This window comes from Streptomyces sp. NBC_00316, from assembly GCF_036158715.1.
Classification (GTDB): Bacteria; Actinomycetota; Actinomycetes; order Streptomycetales; family Streptomycetaceae; genus Streptomyces.
Map to the genome: position 1 here is coordinate 6,001,328 of NZ_CP108023.1, position 20,534 is coordinate 6,021,861.

The window sequence follows — 20,534 nt, forward strand, 5'->3', positions numbered from 1 at the left end:
TGATCCGGCGTCTCTCTGATCCGGACGCCACTGGCCCGTTCAGTCGTGCACCCGTCTCACGCGCCCTCCTTGAGGACGCGTGAGATCAGGGCGCGCTGGGCGTCGGTCAGGTGCGGATCCGCGCAGTGGACCGTGCGGTCACCGACCGTGATCCGGTACTGGAAGCCGTCCGGCACCCCGGTCGGCGCGGTGGCCCGGCCGTCCGCGAGCGCCGCGTGGGCCAGGGCCTCCCACTCGGCCGCGTCGGCCCGGCCCGCGGTGTCGATCTCGCAGTGGCGTGCGATGCCGGCGAATCCGCCGGTGCGACGTACCTGGATCCGCATGGTTCCTCCTCCGCCGGGGGTACGCAGCCTACGGCCGAGGCCGCAAGGGGCCTACGCGGACGGCACGCCGACCTCCGACCATGCCTTCCGGACCGCTTCCCGTTCGTCGCCCTCGCCGTAGCGGTCCCTGGCCGCCTCGACCGTCAGGCGGGCGAAGTCCGAGAAGTCCGCGTCCCCGGCCAGCCTGTCGCCCGTGAGCACGTCGAACCAGAGCTGGCCCGCCCGCTCCCACGCGTTGCCGCCGAGCGCCGCGGCCAGCAGGTAGAAGGCGCGGTTCGGGATGCCGGAGTTGAGGTGTACACCGCCGTTGTCCTCGGTGGTGTGGATGTAGTCCTCCATCGACGCGGGCTGCGGGTCCTTGCCGAGCACATCGTCGTCGTACGCCGTTCCCGGTGCCTTCATCGAGCGCAGCGCCTCGCCCTGTACCCGGGGGGCCAGCAGTCCGGCGCCGATCAGCCAGTCCGCCTGGTCGGCGGCCTGGCCCAGCGAGTACTGCTTGACCAGGGAGCCGAAGACGTCCGACATGGACTCGTTGAGCGCGCCGGACTGGCCGAAGTAGCTCAGGTTGGCCGTGTACTGGGTCAGCCCGTGTGTCAGTTCGTGGGCGATCACGTCGATGGCGACGGTGAAGTCGAGAAAGATCTCGCCGTCCCCGTCGCCGAAGACCATCTGCTGGCCGTCGAAGAAGGCGTTGTTGTACTTCTCGTCGTAGTGCACGGAGCCGATCAGCGGCAGTCCGTTGCCGTCGATCGAACGACGGTCGTATGCCTTGAGCAACAGTTCGAAGGTGGCGCCGAGCCCCGCGTACGCGCGGTTGACGCTCGCGTCCTGCGTCGGCTGCTCTCCCTCGGAGCGGACCTTGAAGCCCGGCAGCTGCGTGCCGTTCCGGCAGTCGTACAGCGTGCGCTCGGGCTTGTCGGACTCCGTCCCCACGGGCACGGTGCGCACGGACGGGACGAGGGTGGTCATCTGGCGGCGCGTGCGCCGCGCGGCGTCGCCCTCCAGTGTGCGGCGGGCCGGACCGGCGAGATCGGGGTCGTCGGACTGCGACAGCTTGTCGAGAACATGGGGCGGCACGATCGTGCAGAAGACGGGACGGAACCCGTGCTGAGGTCGAGGCTGCATGGGTTCGACTGTGGCATTGCGTCACCGTCATGTCACTGGCTGGCAGCAGGATTGACGAAATGGAGTGATTGATCACTCTTTACCCGTTACCGGTCTTCGGTCCCGCATACTGATACGGACCGACGTCCCAGGCGCCTCTCGGTTAGTCTCATCGCATCATGCGTTTCGGGCTGCTTCTTCTTAGCTGCCGCGGCGAGGGCCTGTAGTCGTAGGCCGACCCCCTCCCCGCGGAGTCTGGCGTTGCAGCGACACAGTCGGCCGTCCCGTTGCTGGACCCCGAGGAGCCCTACGTCATGACCGCCGTGAATCCCGCTCGGATCGCCGCTGAGAACTCCGTCGGCCGCCCCACGCCGATCACCAACGCCACCGCGATGCAGAAGCCGTCCGGGATGCCGATCCACAAGTACGGCCGCTACGAGGCCGTCGAGATCCCCGACCGCACCTGGCCGGACAACCGGATCACCGTGGCACCCCGCTGGCTGTCCACCGATCTGCGCGACGGCAACCAGGCACTGATCGACCCGATGTCGCCGGCCCGCAAGCGCGAGATGTTCGACCTGCTGGTACGCATGGGCTACAAGGAGATCGAGGTCGGTTTCCCGTCCTCCGGCGAGACCGACTTCGCGTTCGTCCGTTCCATCATCGAAGAGGGCGCGATCCCCGAGGACGTGACGATCTCCGTCCTCACCCAGGCCCGCGAGGAACTGATCGAGCGGACCGTCGAGTCGCTGCGCGGCGCCCACCGCGCCACCGTGCACCTGTACAACGCCACCGCCCCCACCTTCCGCCGCGTGGTCTTCCGCGGTTCGCGGGAGGAGGTCAAGCAGATCGCGGTGGACGGCACCCGCCTGGTGATGGAGTACGCGGAGAAGATCCTGGGCGACGAGACGATCTTCGGCTACCAGTACAGCCCGGAGATCTTCACCGACACCGAGCTGGACTTCGCCCTGGAGGTCTGCGAGGCGGTATGTGACGTCTGGCAGCCCGAGGAGGGCCGCGAGATCATTCTCAACCTGCCCGCCACCGTGGAGCGTTCGACGCCGTCCACGCATGCGGACCGGTTCGAGTGGATGTCGCGCAACCTGTCGCGCCGCGAGTACGTCTGCCTGTCGGTACACCCGCACAACGACCGCGGCACCGCCGTCGCCGCCGCCGAGCTGGCGATCATGGCCGGCGCCGACCGGATCGAGGGCTGCCTGTTCGGCCAGGGCGAGCGCACCGGCAACGTCGACCTGGTGACTCTGGGCATGAACCTGTTCTCGCAGGGCGTCGACCCTCAGATCGACTTCTCGCAGATCGACGAGATCCGCCGCACCAGTGAGTACTGCAACCAGATGGAGGTCCACCCGCGCCACCCCTACGCGGGCGACCTGGTCTACACCGCCTTCTCCGGCTCCCACCAGGACGCCATCAAGAAGGGCTTCGACGCCATGGAGGCCGACGCGGCCGCCCAGGGCAAGACCGTCGACGAGATCGAGTGGGCGGTGCCGTACCTGCCGATCGACCCGAAGGACGTCGGCCGCTCGTACGAGGCCGTCATCCGGGTCAACTCGCAGTCCGGCAAGGGCGGAATCGCCTACGTCCTGAAGAACGACCACAAGCTGGACCTGCCGCGCCGGATGCAGATCGAGTTCTCCCGGATCATTCAGGCCAAGACCGATGCCGAAGGCGGCGAGGTCACGCCGACCCAGATCTGGTCCACGTTCCAGGACGAGTACCTGCCCAACCCGGAGAACGCCTGGGGCCGCGTACAGATCCGCTCGGGTCAGACGACGACCGATTCCGACGGCCGGGACACGATCACCGTCGACGCGACCGTGGACGGCGCGGAGACCGTGCTGTCCGGTACCGGCAACGGTCCGATCTCCGCGTTCTTCGAAGCGCTGCAGGCCATCGGCATTGACGCCCGTCTGCTGGACTACACCGAGCACACGATGAGTGAGGGTGCCAGCGCCCAGGCCGCCTCGTACATCGAGTGCGCGATCGACGGAAAGGTCCTGTGGGGCATCGGCATCGACGCCAACACCACCCGGGCCTCGCTGAAGGCGGTCGTCTCCGCGGTCAACCGCGCGACCCGCTGACCGGACGCCCGTCAGGGCGCAGTGTCACATGATCGACGAACCCCGTCCCCCGGCTCATGGGGGGCGGGGTTCGGCCATCTCCGGGCGGTTGTGACGATCGAGGTGCTGACGTGACATCACGACTGTGGTTAACATCACGTCAACACGGCAATGTTGCCGGAGCGTTACGGAGGTGTACGACGTGCGGTCAGCCCTGGGACAACGCGCCACAAAGCTGCGTATCTGCGGCATCCGCACCGTTTGGGACACCGTCGCCGACGGCGAGTTCTTCTGCCCCGGCTGCGGCGGCGACCGCAACTACCGCCGTCTCACCGGCCGTCGCCGTTTCGCCGTGCTCGGCGTGCCGGTGCTGCGCCGCGGCACCGTGGGGCCCGTCGTGGAATGTGCCGCCTGCCGGACCCACTTCGACACCGACGCGCTCGACCACCCCACCACCACCCGCTTCTCGGCGATGCTCCGGGACGCCGTCCACACCGTCACGCTCGGCGTCCTCGCCGCCGGTGGCGCCACCTCCCGCACGGTGCTGGAGACCGCGGTGGCCACCGTGCGCGGCGCCGGGTTCGACGACTGCACGGAGGACCAGCTCTCCACCGTCGTCGAGGTCCTCGCCGCCGACATCGGGCACGGCTCCGCCTTCGACGCCGCGGCCGAGGCGTGCGGTGCCGCGCTCGCCATCGAACTCCACGAGGCGCTGGAACCCCTCGCCCCGCATCTGGCGTCCACCGGACGTGAATCGATCCTGCTGCAGGGCGCCAGGATCGCGCTCGCCGACGGGCCGTACAGCCAGGCCGAGCGCGAGGTGCTGACGACGGTCGGTGCGGCGCTCCAGCTCTGCGCGGGCGACACGGCCCGGCTGCTCGCCGCGGCGGCGCGCATGCCGTCCTGAGCGACTGCTCGCGGCGGCCCGGCGCGCCGGTGTGAGCGGCTGCTCCCCGTGGCCCGGGCGCCCGTGATGGAAGCCGTGACGCACCACGGCGGCACCCGGCCGTGACCGGGTGGCCTCAGGCGTGTGGCTGCCCCGGGCGGCCGGACAGGAAGGCTGCCACGGCCGCCGCGGCAGCCACACCCCGCTCCCGGTCCGAGAGACGGTCCGGACCGCCCTGCGCCGCCCCGCAGCGGTGCCGCGGGCCGGCGCAGGACCATGGGCGAGCCGGGTGCCCGGGACCGGGCGCAGCCGGTCATCGAGGCGTACGGGCCGGGGCTCGCGGTACCGGCGGGCGGAACCCGAACCGAACGGTCTTCGGGGGCGGGCCCGCCGCGGTGGCCGCGTACAGGAGAATGGACGCATGAGCTTGTTCCGGGACGACGGCGTGGTGCTGCGCACGCAGAAACTGGGCGAGGCCGACCGGATCATCACGATCCTGACCCGCGGCCACGGCCGGGTACGGGCCGTCGCACGCGGTGTACGGCGCACGAAGTCGAAGTTCGGCGCCCGCCTCGAACCGTTCTCCCATGTGGACGTGCAGTTCTTCGCCCGCGGCAGCGAGCTGATCGGCCGCGGGCTGCCGCTCTGCACCCAGAGCGAGACGATCGCGCCGTACGGCGGCGGCATCGTGGCCGACTACGCCCGGTACACCGCGGGCACCGCGATGCTGGAGACCGCCGAGCGCTTCACCGACCACGAGGGCGAGCCCGCGGTCCAGCAGTATCTGCTGCTCGTCGGCGGGCTGCGCACCCTGGCCCGCGGGGAGCACGCGCCGCACCTGATCCTCGACGCCTTTCTGCTGCGTTCCCTCGCCGTCAACGGCTACGCACCCAGTTTCGAGGACTGCGCGAAGTGCGGAATGCCCGGACCGAACCGTTTCTTCTCCATGGCGGCGGGCGGCATCATATGCGGCGACTGCCGGGTGCCCGGCAGCGTCGTACCCTCGGCTGAGGCCGTCGGCCTGCTGAGCGCGCTGCTCACCGGTGACTGGGAGACGGCGGACGCGTGCGAGGCACGGCATGTCAGGGAGGCGAGCGGGCTGGTGTCCGCCTATCTGCACTGGCATCTGGAGCGCGGACTGCGCTCGCTGCGATACGTGGAGAAGTAGCAACGGCACGGCACAGGCTCGCTCAGCACGCACAGGCACCACACGCACAGGCACAGCACGCACAGGGAGACGAGACAGCTCATGGCAGTACGCGGGATCCTCGGTGGCCGTAACCGGCGCGACTACAAGACCCCCGAGCCGCACCCGTCCGGTGCCACGCCGCCGAAGATCCCCGGCGAGCTGGTGCCCAAGCACGTCGCCGTCGTGATGGACGGCAACGGCCGCTGGGCCAAGGAGCGCGGCCTCCCGCGCACCGAGGGCCACAAGGTCGGCGAGGGCGTCGTCATGGACGTGCTCAAGGGCTGCATCGAGATGGGCGTCAAGAACCTCTCGCTGTACGCCTTCTCCACCGAGAACTGGAAGCGCTCGCCGGAAGAAGTGAAGTTCCTGATGAACTTCAACCGGGACGTCATCCGCCGCCGCCGCGACGAGATGGACGAACTGGGCATCCGCATCCGCTGGGTGGGCCGGATGCCGAAGCTGTGGAAGTCCGTCGTCCAGGAGCTCCAGGTCGCCCAGGAGCAGACGAAGGACAACGACAAGATGACGCTGTACTTCTGCGTCAACTACGGCGGCCGGGCCGAGATCGCCGACGCGGCGCAGCGCATCGCCGAGGACGTTGCGGCCGGAAGGCTGGACCCCGCGAAGGTCAACGAGAAGACCTTCGCGAAGTACATCTACTACCCGGACATGCCCGACGTCGACCTCTTCGTCCGCCCCAGTGGCGAACAGCGCACCTCCAACTACCTGATCTGGCAGAGCGCGTACGCCGAGATGGTCTTCCAGGACGTGCTGTGGCCGGACTTCGACCGCCGCGACCTGTGGCGGGCCTGCCTGGAGTACGCCCAGCGCGACCGACGGTTCGGCGGTGCGGTGGAAGCGACGGGAAACACGGAACCGACGGCCTGATCCGCCGGTGATGTCACTGCTCCTCGCGCCGGTTCCGGACCGCCGGCGTCGAGGAGCAGGGCCGGCGGCGGAGCCCGCGCAGGGTCAGCCCGCCGCCGTCGCGCACTCCGCGCACGTACCGAAGATCTCGACCGTGTGCGCCACATTCACGAAGCCGTGCTGCGAGGCGATCGTCGTCGCCCACTGCTCCACGGCCGGGCCCTCGACCTCGACGGCCTTGCCGCAGACCCGGCACACCAGATGGTGGTGGTGCTCGCCGGTCGAGCAGCGCCGGTACACGGACTCCCCGTCGGTGGTGCGCAGGACGTCGACCTCGCCCGCGTCGGCGAGTGACTGCAGGGTGCGGTAGACGGTGGTCAGCCCGACCGAGTCACCGCGGTGCTTGAGTACGTCGTGCAGCTCCTGGGCGCTCCGGAACTCGTCCACCTCGTCGAGCGCCGCCGCCACCGCGGCGCGCTGCCGGGTCGACCGGCCGCGTACCGGGGATGCGTTCGTTCCACTGATCGGCGCCGTCGCCACAGGTGCCTCCTCATGTCGCCCGTACATGTGTCGCGCCATTGTGCCAGCCCGCCCCGGCGCCGGGGTCAAACCCGGACGTCATCGGTGGCAGGGTGGGCAGCGGGTGCCTCCGGCGTCGTCGCTTCCGGGGCCGCCCCTTCCAGGGTGCACTGCGCCGATCCCGATTCGCCCCGGCGTGCGCGCCGTGCGGCCAGCGGTGCGGCGAGCAGGGTCAGGGCCACGAAGACGCCGATGGCCAGCAGCACGATCGTCGCGCCGGGCGGTACGTCCTGGTAGTACGAGGTGACGGTGCCGGCCAGGGTCACCGCCGTACCGATGACGACGGACAGCACGAACGTCACCTTGAACGACTTCGAGATCTGCTGCGCGGCAGCGACCGGCACCACCATCAACGCGCTGACCAGCAGCAGACCGACGACGCGCATGGCGACGGTGACGGTGACCGCCGCCGTGACCGCGATCAGCAGATTCAGCGCGCGCACCGGCAGTCCGGTGACCCGGGCGAACTCCTCGTCCTGGCTGACCGCGAACAGCTGCCGCCGCAGTCCCAGGGTCACCAGCAGCACGAAGGCGGCCAGCACACAGATCGCGGTGATGTCCTCGGACGAGACCGTGGACAGCGAGCCGAAGAGGTACGAGGTGAGGTTGGCGTTGGAGCCGGTGTCGGAGAGGTTGATCAGCAGCACACCGCCCGCCATACCGCCGTAGAACAGCATGGCCAGCGCGATGTCGCCGCGGGTGCGCCCGTACCAGCGGACCAGTTCCATGATCACCGAACCCACGACGGCGACGGCCGTGGCCATCCAGACGGGGCTGGTGGACAGCAGGAAGCCGAGGCCGACACCGGTCATCGCGATATGGCCGATTCCGTCGCCCATCAGGGCCTGGCGGCGCTGCACGAGGTAGATGCCGACGGCGGGGGCGATGACGCCGACGAGTACGGCGGCGAGCAGGGCCCGCTGCATGAAGGGGGGCTGGAGGAATTCCGTCATCAGGTCAGCAGTCCCGTCCGGGCGGGCTCGGAAGCCGCGTGGGGGTGTACGTGGTCGTGGCCGGGCAGCGCGTGCTGGCCCAGGGCCTTCGGGGGCGGTCCGTCATGCATCACGCAGCCGTCGCGGAGCACGATCGCACGGTCGATGAGGGGCTCCAGGGGGCCCAGCTCGTGCAGCACGAGCAGCACGGTGGTGCCGGAGGCGACCTGCTCGCGCAGCGTCTCGGCGAGAATCTCCTGGCTGGCCAGGTCGACGCCCGCCATCGGCTCGTCCATGATCAGCAGCTCGGGTTCGGCGGCGAGGGCCCGGGCGATCAGCACGCGCTGGTGCTGGCCGCCGGAGAGGGCGCTCACCGAGTCCTTGGCCCGGTCGGTGAGGCCGACGAGCGCGATGGCCCGGTCGACGGCGTCCCGGTCCGCCCTGCGCAGCAGGCCCAGCCTCGCACGGGACAGCCGCCCGGCGGAGACGACCTCGCGGATCGTGGCGGGCACTCCGCTCGCCGCCGTGGTGCGCTGCGGTACGTAGCCGATCCGCGCCCAGGTGCGGAAGCGGCGCAGGGGGGTGCCGAACAGCTCGACCGAGCCGTCGGTGAGCGGGACCTGGCCGATGACGGACCGGACGGCGGTCGACTTGCCGGAGCCGTTGGCGCCGAGCAGCGCGACGACCTCACCGCGGTGCACGGTGAGGTCGATGCCGCGCAGTACCGGGCGCGCGCCGAGCGTGGCCGTGGCTCCGCGCAGGGTGATCACGGGGTCGGGCTTGGTGCTCCGGGGCTCGGGCATGAGCGCCTCCGATGCTGCTGTGGCGAGTGTTGCGTGGGTCACTTCGCGCCGAGCGCCTTCTGGAGCGCGGCGAGGTTGGACTGCATGACCTCGATGTAGTCAGCGCCCTTGGACTTGGCGGTGATTCCCTCGAGGGGGTCGAGGACGTCGGTCGTCAGTCCGGTGTCCGCGGCGACGGTCTTCGCGGTCTTGTCGCTGGCGAGCGTCTCGAAGAAGACGGTGGTGGCGTGGTTCTTCTCCGCGATGGTGTGGATCTCGTTGATCCGGGCGGGGCTGGGCTCGGCCTCGGGGTCGATGCCGGCGATGCCCTCCTGGATGAGCCCGTAGCGCTCGGCGAGGTATCCGAAGGCGGAGTGGGTGGTGAGGAACGTCTTGGTGGCGGTGCCGCTCAGGCCCTTGCGGTACGACGTGTTCAGCGCGTCGAGCTTCTTGACCAGGGCGTCCGTGTTGTTGCGGTAGTCCGCGGCGTGGTTCGGGTCGGCCTTCTCCAGGGACTTTCCGACACCCTTGGCGACCTCGGCGTACTTCACCGGGTCCAGCCAGATGTGCGGGTCGGCCCCGGCCCCCTCGCCCTTGTGCACATGACCGTGCTCGTCGCCGCCGGTCTCGGTGCCGTGGTCCTCCAGCGTGGTGAGCGTCGCCGCGTCGACGGTGTTCCTGACACCGGACTGCGCGATCGCGTCGTCGACGGCGGGCTGGATACCCTTGAGATACAGGACGTAGTCCGCGTCGCTGAGCCCGCCGATCTGCCGCGGGCTGAGTTCCAGATCGTGCGGCTCGACACCCGGCTTGGTCAGCGTGGTGACCGAGACATGGGCCCCGCCGATCTCCTCGGCCAGGAACTGCATGGGATAGAACGACGCCACCACATCCAGTTTGTCGCCGTTCTTGCCGTCGGCGGCGTTGGAGGCTGAGCAGGCGGAGAGCGCGGTGAGACCGAGGGCGACTGCTCCGGCGACTGCGGCGGTGGGTATGAGACGGCGTACGTTCATGACAGTCATTTTCAACAAAAGTGGAAACGATTGTCAACAAGCCTGATGGGATGCCCCTCGGACCAACTGTCCGCCCACCGATTTGATCCCAGGGGCGTGCCCGCCGGTAATCTGAAGCATTCGCCGTTCGTCGTCGTCGTAATGAAGAGAGCACCGTGGCCGCCGACAAGATCGACTCCATCGTCAGCCTCAGCAAGCGCCGTGGCTTCGTATTCCCCTGCAGCGAGATCTACGGTGGCCAGAAGGCCGCCTGGGACTACGGGCCGCTGGGCGTGGAGATGAAGGAGAACCTCAAGCGCCAGTGGTGGCGCTACATGGTCACCGCGCGCGAGGACGTGGTCGGTCTCGACTCGTCGGTCATCCTGGCCCCCGAGGTGTGGGTCGCCTCCGGCCACGTCGCCACGTTCACCGATCCGCTGACCGAGTGCACCTCCTGCCACAAGCGCTTCCGCGCGGACCACCTGGAGGAGGCGTACGAGGAGAAGCACGGCAAGCCGCCCGTCAACGGCCTCGCCGACCTCAACTGCCCCAACTGCGGCAACAAGGGCACCTTCACCGAGCCCAAGCAGTTCTCGGGTCTGCTCTCCACGCACCTCGGCCCGACCCAGGACTCCGGCTCGGTCGCCTACCTGCGTCCCGAGACCGCGCAGGGCATCTTCACCAACTTCGGTCAGGTGCAGCAGACCTCGCGCAAGAAGCCGCCGTTCGGCATCGCGCAGATGGGCAAGTCCTTCCGGAACGAGATCACTCCGGGCAACTTCATCTTCCGCACCCGCGAGTTCGAGCAGATGGAGATGGAGTTCTTCGTCAAGCCGGGCGAGGACGAGCAGTGGCACGAGTACTGGATGGAGCAGCGCTGGAACTGGTACACGGACCTGGGCATGCGCGAGGAGAACATGCGGTGGTACGAGCACCCGAAGGAGAAGCTCTCCCACTACGCCAAGCGCACCGCTGACATCGAGTACCGCTTCCGCTTCGGCGGCAGCGAGTGGGGCGAGCTGGAGGGCGTCGCCAACCGCACGGACTACGACCTCAAGGCCCACTCCGCCGCTTCCGGCACGGACCTGTCGTTCTTCGACCAGGAGGCCGGCGAGCGCTGGACTCCTTACGTCATCGAGCCCGCGGCCGGTGTCGGCCGCTCGATGCTCGCCTTCCTCCTCGACGCCTACATCGAGGACGAGGCGCCCAACGCCAAGGGCGTCATGGAGAAGCGCACCGTGATGCGTCTTGACCCGCGCCTCGCGCCGGTCAAGGTCGCGGTGCTGCCGCTCTCCCGCAACCCGCAGCTGTCGCCGAAGGCCAAGGGCCTCGCCACCGACCTGCGGAAGAACTGGAACATCGAATTCGACGACGCGGGCGCCATCGGCCGCCGCTACCGTCGTCAGGACGAGATCGGTACGCCGTTCTGCGTCACCGTCGACTTCGACACCCTCGACGACAACGCGGTGACGGTGCGCGAGCGCGACTCCATGAAGCAGGAGCGCGTCTCGCTGGACCAGATCCAGGCGTACCTCGGCGCCCGGCTGCTGGGCTGCTGACGCACCACGGTTCCACGGCGAAGCCCCCGGTTCCTTGTACGGAACCGGGGGCTTCGTTGCACACTGGGCGCACACGCGACCATGCGTCGACAGGAGGCTCGGATGCCGTCCATGACCACCAGCAAGGTCAGCAGATGGGATCAGCACGGCCGTGAACACGTCGTCCACGTACGGAAGTCGGGCATTCAGCGGCAACTGAGCTGCGACACCTGCGACTGGCGCAAGGGTGTGCAGTTCCTGCCGTGGCTCAAGGCCGAGGAACACCTCGCCGAGGCCCACCAGGCCACGGTCGACCCGACCGCCTGACGGCTGCCCGGCGGCTGCCACGTCCGAGCGAGGGCCCGGACGCCCCAAGGTGTCCTGCGCGTCGGGGTGCTACGCGCGCAGGCCGCGCAGCAGCAGGTCCGAGACGGCGGTGAACTCGGCGCCGATGGTGGGGTTCTGCCACTCCGCGGCGTACGCCGGGTCGTGGAAGCGTGCCGTCGCGTCGAAGACCGCCTGCGCGGTGACCGCCGGATCGTCCACCGCGAACTGCCCGCTGCGCACGCCTTCCTCGACGATCTCCCGCAGCTGGCCGACCAGTTCACGGATGTGCGCCTCGACGACCGTGCTCTCACCCATCAGCACGATGTAGGTGGCGAACAGCTCGGGGTCGTCACCCGCCTTGTGGCGCTTGGCCTCGAACAGCGCTTCCAGCCAGTGCTGCAGCTTGGTCGGGGCGGGGTCCTCCGAAGCGTTGATGATCTCCGTGAGGGCCACCTCGGTCCGGGTCAGCCAGCGACCGGTCACCGCCTCGCGCAGCGCCGCCTTCGTGCGGAAGTGGCGGTAGACGCTGCCGTGGCTGACGCCGAGCACGCGGGCCACGTCGACCACCGTCGCCTTGGCGGGGCCGTAGCGGCGCAGCACGTCCTCGGTGGCTTCGAGAATGCGCTCGGGGGTCAGCGGGTCGGCTGGCGTCATGGTGTCTCTGCTGCCTTTCGGGGGGCGCCGTTCGGGGCGCTGCCCGGCAAGGGGCGCCCCGACGACCGTACCCGGAGCTCAGCGCTCGCTGTCGAGGTGGGCCATCTGGTTCTCCGGGTAGCGCGGACCGGCGGCCGCGCCTGCCGGGACGGCCTCCTCGATGGCGGCGAGATCGGCGGCGTCCAGCGTGACATCCAGGGCGCCGAGGGCCTCGGCGAGCCGGTCACGACGGCGGGCGCCGACCAGCGGCACGATGTCCGTCCCCCGGCTGAGCACCCAGGCGATGGCGATCTGGGCGACCGACGCGCCCTTCTGCTCGGCGATCTTGCGCAGGGCGTCGACCAGGTCGAGGTTGTGCCGGAGGTTCTCACCCTGGAAACGGGGACTCATGGCACGGAAGTCGCCCGGACCCAGCTCGCGGTCACGGGTGAAGTGTCCGCTGATCAGGCCGCGCGAGAGCACCCCGTACGCCGTGACGCCCACGCCCAGCTCGCGGCAGACCGGCAGGATCGCGTCCTCGATGGACCGGGAGATCAGCGAGTACTCGATCTGCAGATCGGAGATCGGGGCCACGGCGGCCGCCCGCCGGATCGTTTCGGGGCCGACCTCGGACAGGCCGATGTGGCGGACGTGGCCGGCCTCGACCAGCTCGGCGATGGCGCCGATGGTCTCCTCGATCGGGACATCGGGATCGAGGCGGGCGATCCGGTAGATGTCGATGTGGTCGGTGCCGAGCCGCTGGAGCGAGTACGCGGCGAAATTCTTCACGGCGGCCGGGCGGCCGTCGTACCCCGTGAAGGCGCCTTCGACCGTACGCAGCGCGCCGAACTTCACGCTGGTCAGTGCCTGTTCGCGAGCGGCGGCGGGGGCGGTGCGCAGCGCCTCGTTGATCAGCAGTTCGTTGTGGCCCATGCCGTAGAAATCGCCGGTGTCCAGCAGCGTGATGCCGGCGTCGAGCGCCGCGTGGATGGTGGCGATCGACTCCGTGCGGTCGCTCTCGCCGTACAGCGCGGACATGCCCATGCAGCCGAGGCCGAGTGCGGAGACCTGCGGGCCGGTGGAGCCGAGGGTGCGGATGGCGGTCATTGAAGAACTCCCGTGGTGGTGGGGGAACGGCTCTGGTGCAGCCATGGCAGAACTATGGCATACGAGATGACAGATTTCAATATCTGTCAGTCCACTGTTGTGAGGCCTTGCCCGGCCGGGCCGAAAAGCGCGTGCCGCGCCCGGTCCGGCCGGGTACGGTTCCCGCATGTCTTCGTTCTTCCAGATCTACGAGTGAGAGCGCGGCGGGTCCGGATCGTTGCCGCCCGCCGCCCATCGGATCGAACTCAGGTCGCTCACGACCTTCACGACTCACCACGCATGGGAGAACCCCGTGGCCAAGAGCCGCAACAACCTTCTCGGTGTCGGTGGACAGCGCAAGAAGCTGTCCCGCGCCGATCAGCAGGGCGAAGGCCCTGCCCGTAACGCCGACCGCAAGACCGTGGCCGACCAGAAGCAGGAGCTGCTGCGCAAGATGCGGGAGCGCGCCCGGTCGGCCGAGTCCGCTCGGTCCGAGCAGCCGGCGGCCGAGGGCGACACCGCCCCGCAGGGCTGACGCCTCCTCGCGCGCGCCGAAGCATCCGGGAGGACGTGGAGGCCCGGAAGTACTCGGACGCATCCGTACGACCGTGGGCCCGGATCACCAGTCGGTGATCCGGGCCCACGCACGTTCCCGTACCCCGTCCGCCCTTTCCCGCTCACGCCGTGCGTACGGCAATCAGAGGGATCCGCCCGCACGCGCCGGCTCGCTGCCCGATCCGGTGGAACGCGAGCGTGGCGTACGGGAACGGCCCCGGCGAGACCCGCGCGCGGCACACCGGCCGGCCCGCGGGCCGCCCCTCCGCCGGCAGCGTCATCAGGGACACGGCGAGTGGCAGCGCGCCCGATGGGAGCGCATCACCCCCGAGCGGGTCGGACTCTCGCGCGGCCGCCGCAGGCGCACCCCCGGGCCACGCCACGAGGAGGTCGCCCGGCTCCGCCGGCGTACGTCCCCGTCGTCCCCTGCGGCGAGGAGTCCCGGGAACGGCTCGAACCCCTCACGCCTTGGCGCTCGCCGAAGCCTGGCCCCCGGCCCCGGTCCGGCCGCGGTCACCCGTATGGCTCGGCGCCTCCAGCCGTGCGGCGGTCCTGCGTGCCGTCTCGCGGGCCCAGTGTCCGCTGGTCAGCGCCCCCATCAGGAGAACCGCCAGACCGCAGCCGGTCATGATCCACCACGCGGGTTTGCTCGCGTCGGCGAAGGCGGTGGCGTACCCGGCGCCGCGCGGGGAACCTGCACCCGCCACGCCTGCCGCCAGCACCGCACCGATCACCGCGACGCCCAGCGTTCCGCCGATCTGCCGGCTGGTCGAGGCGACCGCCGCCGCCACGCCCGCCTGCGAGCGCGGCATCCCGGAGACGGCGGTGTTGGTGATCGGCGCGTTCACCATGCCGAAGCCGACACCGAACAGCACATAGCCGGTGAACAGCAGCACATTCCGTGTCTCTGCGTCGAAAGCGGCGAACAGCAGCCCGCACGCCGTCATGGCCGCACCCGCCACGAGCAGCGAGAGCCGAGGCCCCCGGCTGCCGACGAGCCGCCCCGACAGGGGGGCGCAGGCAAAGGTCATCGCCGCCATCGGCAGCATGTAGAGACCGGCGTGCAGCGCGCTCAGGCCGCGCACGTTCTGCAGATACAGCGTGTTGAGGAAGAGGAAGCCGCTCAGCGCGGCGAAGGCGCAGACCGCGATGGCGGTGGCGCCGCTGAAGGGGGCGCTGCGGAAGAACCGCAGGTCGATGAGGGGTTCGGTGCGCCGCGGCTCGTACAGCAGCAGTCCGGTCAAGGAACAGGCGGCGAGCGCCGCGAAGGCCAGGATCCGCGGCGAGGTCCAGCCCGCCGAGGAAGCCTCGATGATCGCGTACGTCAGTGAACCGAGGAGCGCGATCACCAGGAGCTGTCCCACCGGATCGGGTCGGCGGGGCTTCGGGGCGCGGGACTCGGGGACGTACCGCCAGGTGAGCAGCAGCGCGGCGAGGCCGACCGGCAGATTGATCCAGAAGATGGACCGCCAGCCGACCGAGTCCACGAGCAGACCGCCGACCACCGGTCCCGCCGCCATGGAGATGCCGACGACACCACCCCACACACCGATGGCGCGGGCGCGCTCGCGCGGGTCGGTGAACGTGTTGGTGATGATCGACATCGCGACGGGGTTGAGCATCGAGCCGCCCACCGCCTGCACCATCCGGAACGCGACCAGCGACTCCAGATTCGGCGCCAGGGAGCAGAGCACCGAGCCGAGAGTGAACAGGACGAGGCCGATCTTGAAGACCTTCGCCCGTCCGATCCGGTCGGCGGTGGAGCCCGACAGCATCAGCAGCGAGGCGAGGACGAGCGTGTAGGCATCGATGGTCCACTGCATGCCGGCGACGGTGGCGTGCAGTTCCCGCTGCATGGCGGGCAGGGCGACATTGAGGACCGTGTTGTCGAGACTGACGATCAGCAGACTCATGCAGCAGATCGCCAGAACCAACTGCCGACGGCGGTGGCTGAGCTCGGGCATACATAGATAGTACGGTTAACTAATGACTTGCGCTCCGAGGAAGACCGGCCGTGCCGCGGAAAGGCCCCGGACGCCGCCCGAAGCGATACCGCCCAGGGTCTTTCGTCCGGATCCGGGCCGCGCGCGCCCCATGTGATCCGAACGGGGCCCGAAGCCGCTTCCGCCGTACGCGACAATGGAGCAATGACCACGCTCGCCCCCTCGCTCCCCCTGCTCCGGATCGGCCCGCACACCGTGCAGCCTCCCGTGGTGCTCGCACCCATGGCCGGTATCACCAACGCGCCGTTCCGCACCCTGTGCCGGGAGTTCTCCGGCGGCAAGGGGCTGTTCGTCAGCGAAATGATCACGACGCGGGCGCTGGTCGAGCGCAACGAGAAGACCATGCAGCTCGTCCACTTCGACGCGAGCGAGACTCCGCGCTCGATCCAGCTGTACGGAGTGGACCCGGTCACGGTCGGCAAGGCCGTCCGCATGATCGTCGACGAGAACCTCGCCGACCACATCGACCTGAACTTCGGCTGCCCGGTACCCAAGGTGACGCGCAAGGGCGGTGGCTCGGCGCTTCCGTTCAAGCGCCCGCTGCTGCGCGCGATCCTCAACCAGGCGGTCTCCAACGCCGGTGACCTGCCGGTCACCATCAAGATGCGGAAGGGCATCAACGACGACCACCTCACCTACCTCGACGCGGGGCGGATAGCGGTGGAGGAGGGCGTCACGGCCGTCGCCCTGCACGGCAGGACCGCCGCCCAGCACTACGGCGGCACCGCCGACTGGGACGCCATCGCCCGTCTCAAGGAACACGTTCCCGAGATCCCCGTCCTCGGCAACGGCGACATCTGGTGCGCGGACGACGCCCGCCGGATGATGCGCGAGACGGGATGTGACGGCGTGGTCGTGGGCCGCGGCTGCCTGGGACGGCCCTGGCTCTTCGGTGACCTCGTGAGCGCCTTCGAGGGTACGGAGACGAGGCAGGCGCCGTCGCTCCGGGAGGTCGCCACCGTCATGCTGCGGCACGCGACGCTGCTGGGGGAGTGGATCGGCGACGAGACCCGTGGCGTGATCGACTTCCGCAAGCACGTGGCGTGGTACCTCAAGGGCTTCTCGGTCGGCTCCGAGATGCGCAAGAAGCTCGCGGTCACCTCGTCACTCGAGGAGCTGGGCGCGCAGCTGCACGAGCTCGACCTGGACCAGGCGTGGCCTGACGGTGCGGACGGACCGCGCGGGCGCACCTCGGGCAACAACCGTGTCGTGCTGCCGGACGGCTGGCTGAAGGACCCCTACGACTGCTCGGGCGTGAGCGCGGAGGCGGAGCTCGACACATCGGGCGGCTGAGGCGGCGGCGCCGGTTCGGACAGGGCCCTGCGGAGGGTGGCACTCCACCCCCGCGGGGCCCTTTCGCGTCTCCGGCCCCGGGCACCGGGTGCCCTCATTCCAGCCTCGCTCATTTGAGCGCCCGCGAGGCATGGATTCGAGGTCAACCGGTCGACTGGGGGTGCATCGGAGGGCGCCGGCCGCAGCTTGGTGGCAATTCATTCGCCCCCTGCGGTCGTCGAGTGACCGTACGTAGCTCTTGGGTCGTCCGGATGGTGACATCTGAGCGCCCTTCGCGGCGTGATTCTCGCCACCTTGAGACATCCATCGCTCAGATGAGCGGGTTTTCGAGGGATGCATTTCTCAAATGATGGCACTGGGTGCCACGGGGCTTTACTTTGATCGATCGATGCATCTGTTACCCAGCGTGCGGGATCTATGACAGGTAGGGCACGCTATGTAGTAATGAGTTCATAAGTTGAACGAATGTCCTTTGAGGGGTGGACTCGTACGCAACTTTCGATCTGCTGGCGGACGAGTGGTTAAGGCCGCATGACGCGCAAGTGGACGTACCCAGGCACCTTCGATCTGGGTATGTTCCTGGCCGTCAGGGCAGCCACCCGCGTCCTCGAGGAGTCGAGACCCGTGTCGGAAAACAAAGATCTCCACGTATCCACCCCGGAGCTCCAGGGTCAGAAGTTCGTTTATGACTTCACCGAGGGCAACAAGGATCTGAAGGACCTGCTCGGCGGGAAGGGCGCCAACCTCGCCGAGATGACCAACCTCGGGCTGCCCGTCCCTCCGGGCTTCACGATCACCACCGAGGCGTGCAAGGTCTACCTCGACAGCGGCAACGAGCCGACGGAGCTGCGCGACGAGGTCAGTGCACACCTCGACGCCCTCGAGAAGCAGATGGGCAAGAAGCTCGGCCAGTCCGACGACCCGCTGCTGGTCTCGGTCCGCTCCGGCGCGAAGTTCTCGATGCCCGGCATGATGGACACGGTTCTCAACATCGGCCTTTCCGACGAGTCCGTCGTCGGACTCGCCGCCCAGGCCGGCGACGAGCGGTTCGCCTGGGACTCGTACCGCCGCCTCATCCAGATGTTCGGCAAGACGGTCCTCGGTGTCGACGGCGACCTCTTCGAGGAGGCGCTGGAGGCCGCGAAGGAGGCCAAGGGCGTCACCGTCGACGTGGATCTCGACGCGGCCGACCTGAAGAAGATCGTCAAGCAGTTCAAGAAGATCGTCACGCGCGACGCCGGGCGTGACTTCCCGCAGGACCCGCGTGAGCAGATGGACCTGGCCATAAAGGCCGTCTTCGACTCGTGGAACACCGACCGGGCCAAGCTCTACCGCCGCCAGGAGCGCATCCCCGGCGACCTCGGCACGGCCGTCAACATCTGTTCGATGGTCTTCGGCAACCTCGGACCGGACTCCGGTACGGGTGTCGCGTTCACCCGCGACCCGGCCAGCGGCCACGCCGGTGTGTACGGCGACTACCTGCAGAACGCGCAGGGCGAGGACGTCGTCGCCGGTATCCGCAACACCGTTCCGCTCGCCGAGCTCGAGTCGATCGACAAGAAGTCGTACGACCAGCTGATCCAGATCATGCAGACCCTCGAAACGCACTACAAGGACCTGTGCGACATCGAGTTCACCATCGAGCGCGGCCAGCTGTGGATGCTCCAGACCCGGGTCGGCAAGCGCACCGCCGGTGCCGCGTTCCGGATCGCCACGCAGCTGGTCGACCAGGGGCTCATCGACGAGGCCGAGGCGCTGCAGCGGGTCAGCGGGGCGCAGCTGGCGCAGCTGATGTTCCCGCGCTTCGACGAGAACGCCAAGACGCAGCTGCTCGGCCGTGGCATCGCCGCGTCGCCGGGTGCCGCGGTCGGCAAGGCGGTCTTCGACTCGTACACCGCCGTCAAGTGGTCCCGTTCCGGCGAGAAGGTCATCCTGATCCGCCGGGAGACCAACCCCGACGACCTCGACGGCATGATCGCCGCCGAGGGCATCCTGACCTCGCGCGGCGGCAAGACCTCGCACGCCGCCGTCGTCGCCCGCGGCATGGGCAAGACCTGTGTCTGCGGCGCCGAGGAGATCGAGGTCGACACCAAGCGGCGTCGGCTCACCGTCGGCGGGACCGTCGTCGAGGAGGGCGACATCGTCTCCGTGGACGGTTCGACCGGCAAGGTGTACCTCGGTGAGGTCCCCGTCGTCCCGTCCCCGGTCGTCGAGTACTTCGAGGGCCGGATGCACGCGGGTGCCGACGACGCCGACGAACTGGTCGCCGCCGTGCACCGGATCATGGCGTACGCGGACCGGGTCCGCCGACTGCGGGTGCGGGCCAACGCCGACAACGCCGAGGACGCGCTGCGGGCCCGCCGCTTCGGCGCCCAGGGCATCGGTCTGTGCCGCACGGAGCACATGTTCCTCGGTGAGCGCCGCGAGATGGTCGAGAAGCTGATCCTCGCGGACACGGACGACGAGCGCGAGAGCGCGCTGGCCGCGCTGATGCCGCTGCAGAAGGCCGACTTCATCGAGCTCTTCGAGTCGATGGACGGGCTGCCCGTCACCGTACGGCTGCTCGACCCGCCGCTGCACGAGTTCCTGCCGGACATCACCGAGCTGTCGGTGCGGGTCGCGCTCGCCGAGTCCCGCAAGGACGCCAACGAGAACGATCTGCGCCTCCTGCAGGCCGTGCACAAGCTGCACGAGCAGAACCCGATGCTCGGCCTGCGTGGGGTACGGCTCGGTCTGGTCATCCCCGGCCTGTTCGCGATGCAGGTCCGGGCGATCGCCGAGGCCGCCGCGCACCGCAAGAACGCCAAGGGCGACCCGCGCCCCGAGATCATGATTCCGCTGGTCGGCACGGTCCAGGAGCTGGAGATCGTCCGCGAGGAGGCCGACCGGGTCATCGCCGAGGTCGAGGCGGCCACCGGCACCGAGCTGAAGCTGTCCATCGGCACGATGATCGAGCTGCCGCGTGCAGCGCTGACCGCCGGTCAGATCGCCGAGGCCGCGCAGTTCTTCTCCTTCGGCACGAACGACCTGACCCAGACGGTGTGGGGCTTCTCCCGTGACGACGTGGAGGCCTCGTTCTTCACCGCGTACCTGGAGAAGGGCATCTTCGGGGTGTCGCCGTTCGAGACGATCGACAAGGACGGCGTCGGCTCCCTGGTCCGCAGCGCCGTCGCGGCCGGCCGGGCCACCCGCCCGGACCTCAAGCTCGGCGTCTGCGGCGAGCACGGCGGCGACCCGGAGTCGGTGCACTTCTTCCACGAGGTGGGACTCGACTACGTCTCCTGCTCGCCGTTCCGGATCCCGGTCGCGCGCCTCGAAGCGGGCCGCGCCGCCGCGGAGTCGAAGGGCAGCGACAGCCGCTGAC

General features: G+C 69.2%; 18 protein-coding genes. 9 read left to right on the forward strand and 9 right to left on the reverse strand.

What is annotated here, in order from left to right; genetic code table 11:
* Positions 1-56: 56 nt before the first annotated feature.
* Both OG878_RS26615 and OG878_RS26620 read right to left on the reverse strand, forming a co-directional pair.
* Complete coding sequence (locus OG878_RS26615) at positions 57-323, reverse strand: protealysin inhibitor emfourin (protein WP_328889111.1); 267 nt, start codon at positions 321-323, stop codon at positions 57-59.
* Positions 324-374: 51 nt separating this feature from the next.
* Positions 375-1,448: a M4 family metallopeptidase gene (locus tag OG878_RS26620; protein ID WP_328889112.1), complete on the reverse strand. Its 1,074-nt coding sequence runs from the start codon at positions 1,446-1,448 to the stop codon at positions 375-377.
* Positions 1,449-1,741: 293 nt separating this feature from the next.
* Between OG878_RS26620 and leuA the strand changes: the two genes are divergently transcribed.
* The 4 genes from leuA to OG878_RS26640 all read left to right on the forward strand — a co-directional run bounded on the left by leuA (position 1,742) and on the right by OG878_RS26640 (position 6,471).
* Positions 1,742-3,529 carry a 2-isopropylmalate synthase gene (gene leuA / locus OG878_RS26625; protein WP_328889113.1) on the forward strand — a complete coding sequence of 596 codons (1,788 nt, stop codon included), beginning with the start codon at positions 1,742-1,744 and terminating at the stop codon, positions 3,527-3,529.
* A gap of 181 nt (positions 3,530-3,710) precedes the next feature.
* Positions 3,711-4,415: a TerB family tellurite resistance protein gene (locus OG878_RS26630; protein ID WP_328889114.1), complete on the forward strand. Its 705-nt coding sequence runs from the start codon at positions 3,711-3,713 to the stop codon at positions 4,413-4,415.
* Between the two features lie 400 nt (positions 4,416-4,815).
* On the forward strand, positions 4,816-5,562 hold the full coding sequence (gene recO / locus OG878_RS26635) for a DNA repair protein RecO (RefSeq protein WP_328889115.1): 747 nt from the start codon (positions 4,816-4,818) through the stop codon (positions 5,560-5,562).
* 81 nt (positions 5,563-5,643) lie between these two features.
* Complete coding sequence (locus OG878_RS26640) at positions 5,644-6,471, forward strand: isoprenyl transferase (RefSeq protein ID WP_328889116.1); 828 nt, start codon at positions 5,644-5,646, stop codon at positions 6,469-6,471.
* 84 nt (positions 6,472-6,555) lie between these two features.
* On the opposite strand, the gene OG878_RS26645 is transcribed toward OG878_RS26640, so the two are convergent.
* From OG878_RS26645 to OG878_RS26660, 4 genes are all read right to left on the reverse strand, one after another.
* Complete coding sequence (locus OG878_RS26645; RefSeq protein WP_328889117.1) at positions 6,556-6,990, reverse strand: Fur family transcriptional regulator; 435 nt, start codon at positions 6,988-6,990, stop codon at positions 6,556-6,558.
* A gap of 65 nt (positions 6,991-7,055) precedes the next feature.
* Complete coding sequence (locus tag OG878_RS26650) at positions 7,056-7,985, reverse strand: metal ABC transporter permease (RefSeq protein ID WP_328891389.1); 930 nt, start codon at positions 7,983-7,985, stop codon at positions 7,056-7,058.
* Positions 7,982-8,764 (reverse strand): metal ABC transporter ATP-binding protein, encoded by a 783-nt coding sequence (locus tag OG878_RS26655; protein WP_328889118.1) that lies wholly within the window; start codon positions 8,762-8,764, stop codon positions 7,982-7,984. The genes OG878_RS26650 and OG878_RS26655 overlap by 4 nt, the downstream gene beginning before the upstream one ends.
* 38 nt (positions 8,765-8,802) lie before the next feature.
* Positions 8,803-9,756 carry a metal ABC transporter substrate-binding protein gene (locus tag OG878_RS26660; protein ID WP_328889119.1) on the reverse strand — a complete coding sequence of 318 codons (954 nt, stop codon included), beginning with the start codon at positions 9,754-9,756 and terminating at the stop codon, positions 8,803-8,805.
* Between the two features lie 155 nt (positions 9,757-9,911).
* Here OG878_RS26660 and OG878_RS26665 point away from each other — a divergent pair, with 155 nt between their 5' ends.
* Positions 9,912-11,294, forward strand: coding sequence for a glycine--tRNA ligase (locus OG878_RS26665; protein ID WP_277326102.1), 1,383 nt, complete (start codon positions 9,912-9,914; stop codon positions 11,292-11,294).
* 102 nt (positions 11,295-11,396) lie between these two features.
* Positions 11,397-11,600 carry a hypothetical protein gene (locus OG878_RS26670; protein WP_030921017.1) on the forward strand — a complete coding sequence of 68 codons (204 nt, stop codon included), beginning with the start codon at positions 11,397-11,399 and terminating at the stop codon, positions 11,598-11,600.
* A 69-nt stretch (positions 11,601-11,669) separates the two neighbouring features.
* Here OG878_RS26670 and OG878_RS26675 read toward each other — a convergent pair whose 3' ends face one another.
* Together OG878_RS26675 and OG878_RS26680 are read right to left on the reverse strand one after the other, a co-directional pair.
* Entirely contained in the window at positions 11,670-12,254 is a 585-nt protein-coding gene (locus tag OG878_RS26675) for a TetR family transcriptional regulator (protein ID WP_328889120.1), read from the reverse strand.
* A gap of 78 nt (positions 12,255-12,332) precedes the next feature.
* Positions 12,333-13,340: an aldo/keto reductase gene (locus tag OG878_RS26680; RefSeq protein WP_328889121.1), complete on the reverse strand. Its 1,008-nt coding sequence runs from the start codon at positions 13,338-13,340 to the stop codon at positions 12,333-12,335.
* A gap of 292 nt (positions 13,341-13,632) precedes the next feature.
* On the opposite strand from OG878_RS26680, the gene OG878_RS26685 reads away from it, so the two are divergent.
* Entirely contained in the window at positions 13,633-13,854 is a 222-nt protein-coding gene (locus tag OG878_RS26685) for a DUF6243 family protein (RefSeq protein ID WP_328889122.1), read from the forward strand.
* Between the two features lie 481 nt (positions 13,855-14,335).
* On the opposite strand, the gene OG878_RS26690 is transcribed toward OG878_RS26685, so the two are convergent.
* Positions 14,336-15,838: an MFS transporter gene (locus tag OG878_RS26690; protein ID WP_328889123.1), complete on the reverse strand. Its 1,503-nt coding sequence runs from the start codon at positions 15,836-15,838 to the stop codon at positions 14,336-14,338.
* 183 nt (positions 15,839-16,021) lie between these two features.
* Between OG878_RS26690 and dusB the strand changes: the two genes are divergently transcribed.
* Positions 16,022-17,170 (forward strand): tRNA dihydrouridine synthase DusB, encoded by a 1,149-nt coding sequence (gene dusB / locus OG878_RS26695; RefSeq protein WP_328889124.1) that lies wholly within the window; start codon positions 16,022-16,024, stop codon positions 17,168-17,170.
* 624 nt (positions 17,171-17,794) lie between these two features.
* Positions 17,795-20,533, forward strand: coding sequence for a pyruvate, phosphate dikinase (ppdK, locus tag OG878_RS26700; protein ID WP_443049171.1), 2,739 nt, complete (start codon positions 17,795-17,797; stop codon positions 20,531-20,533).
* Position 20,534: the final 1 nt, after the last annotated feature.

What these genes read in the sequence shown, in the direction of transcription:
- OG878_RS26615 (WP_328889111.1), bottom strand. Translation starts at nt 323, where the DNA reads ATGCGGATCCAGGTACGTCGCACCGGCGGATTCGCCGGCATCGCACGC.
- OG878_RS26620 (WP_328889112.1), bottom strand. Translation starts at nt 1,448, where the DNA reads ATGCAGCCTCGACCTCAGCACGGGTTCCGTCCCGTCTTCTGCACGATC.
- leuA (WP_328889113.1), top strand. Translation starts at nt 1,742, where the DNA reads ATGACCGCCGTGAATCCCGCTCGGATCGCCGCTGAGAACTCCGTCGGC.
- recO (WP_328889115.1), top strand. Translation starts at nt 4,816, where the DNA reads ATGAGCTTGTTCCGGGACGACGGCGTGGTGCTGCGCACGCAGAAACTG.
- OG878_RS26640 (WP_328889116.1), top strand. Translation starts at nt 5,644, where the DNA reads ATGGCAGTACGCGGGATCCTCGGTGGCCGTAACCGGCGCGACTACAAG.
- OG878_RS26655 (WP_328889118.1), bottom strand. Translation starts at nt 8,764, where the DNA reads ATGCCCGAGCCCCGGAGCACCAAGCCCGACCCCGTGATCACCCTGCGC.
- OG878_RS26660 (WP_328889119.1), bottom strand. Translation starts at nt 9,756, where the DNA reads ATGAACGTACGCCGTCTCATACCCACCGCCGCAGTCGCCGGAGCAGTC.
- OG878_RS26670 (WP_030921017.1), top strand. Translation starts at nt 11,397, where the DNA reads ATGCCGTCCATGACCACCAGCAAGGTCAGCAGATGGGATCAGCACGGC.
- OG878_RS26675 (WP_328889120.1), bottom strand. Translation starts at nt 12,254, where the DNA reads ATGACGCCAGCCGACCCGCTGACCCCCGAGCGCATTCTCGAAGCCACC.
- OG878_RS26680 (WP_328889121.1), bottom strand. Translation starts at nt 13,340, where the DNA reads ATGACCGCCATCCGCACCCTCGGCTCCACCGGCCCGCAGGTCTCCGCA.
- OG878_RS26690 (WP_328889123.1), bottom strand. Translation starts at nt 15,838, where the DNA reads ATGCCCGAGCTCAGCCACCGCCGTCGGCAGTTGGTTCTGGCGATCTGC.
- dusB (WP_328889124.1), top strand. Translation starts at nt 16,022, where the DNA reads ATGACCACGCTCGCCCCCTCGCTCCCCCTGCTCCGGATCGGCCCGCAC.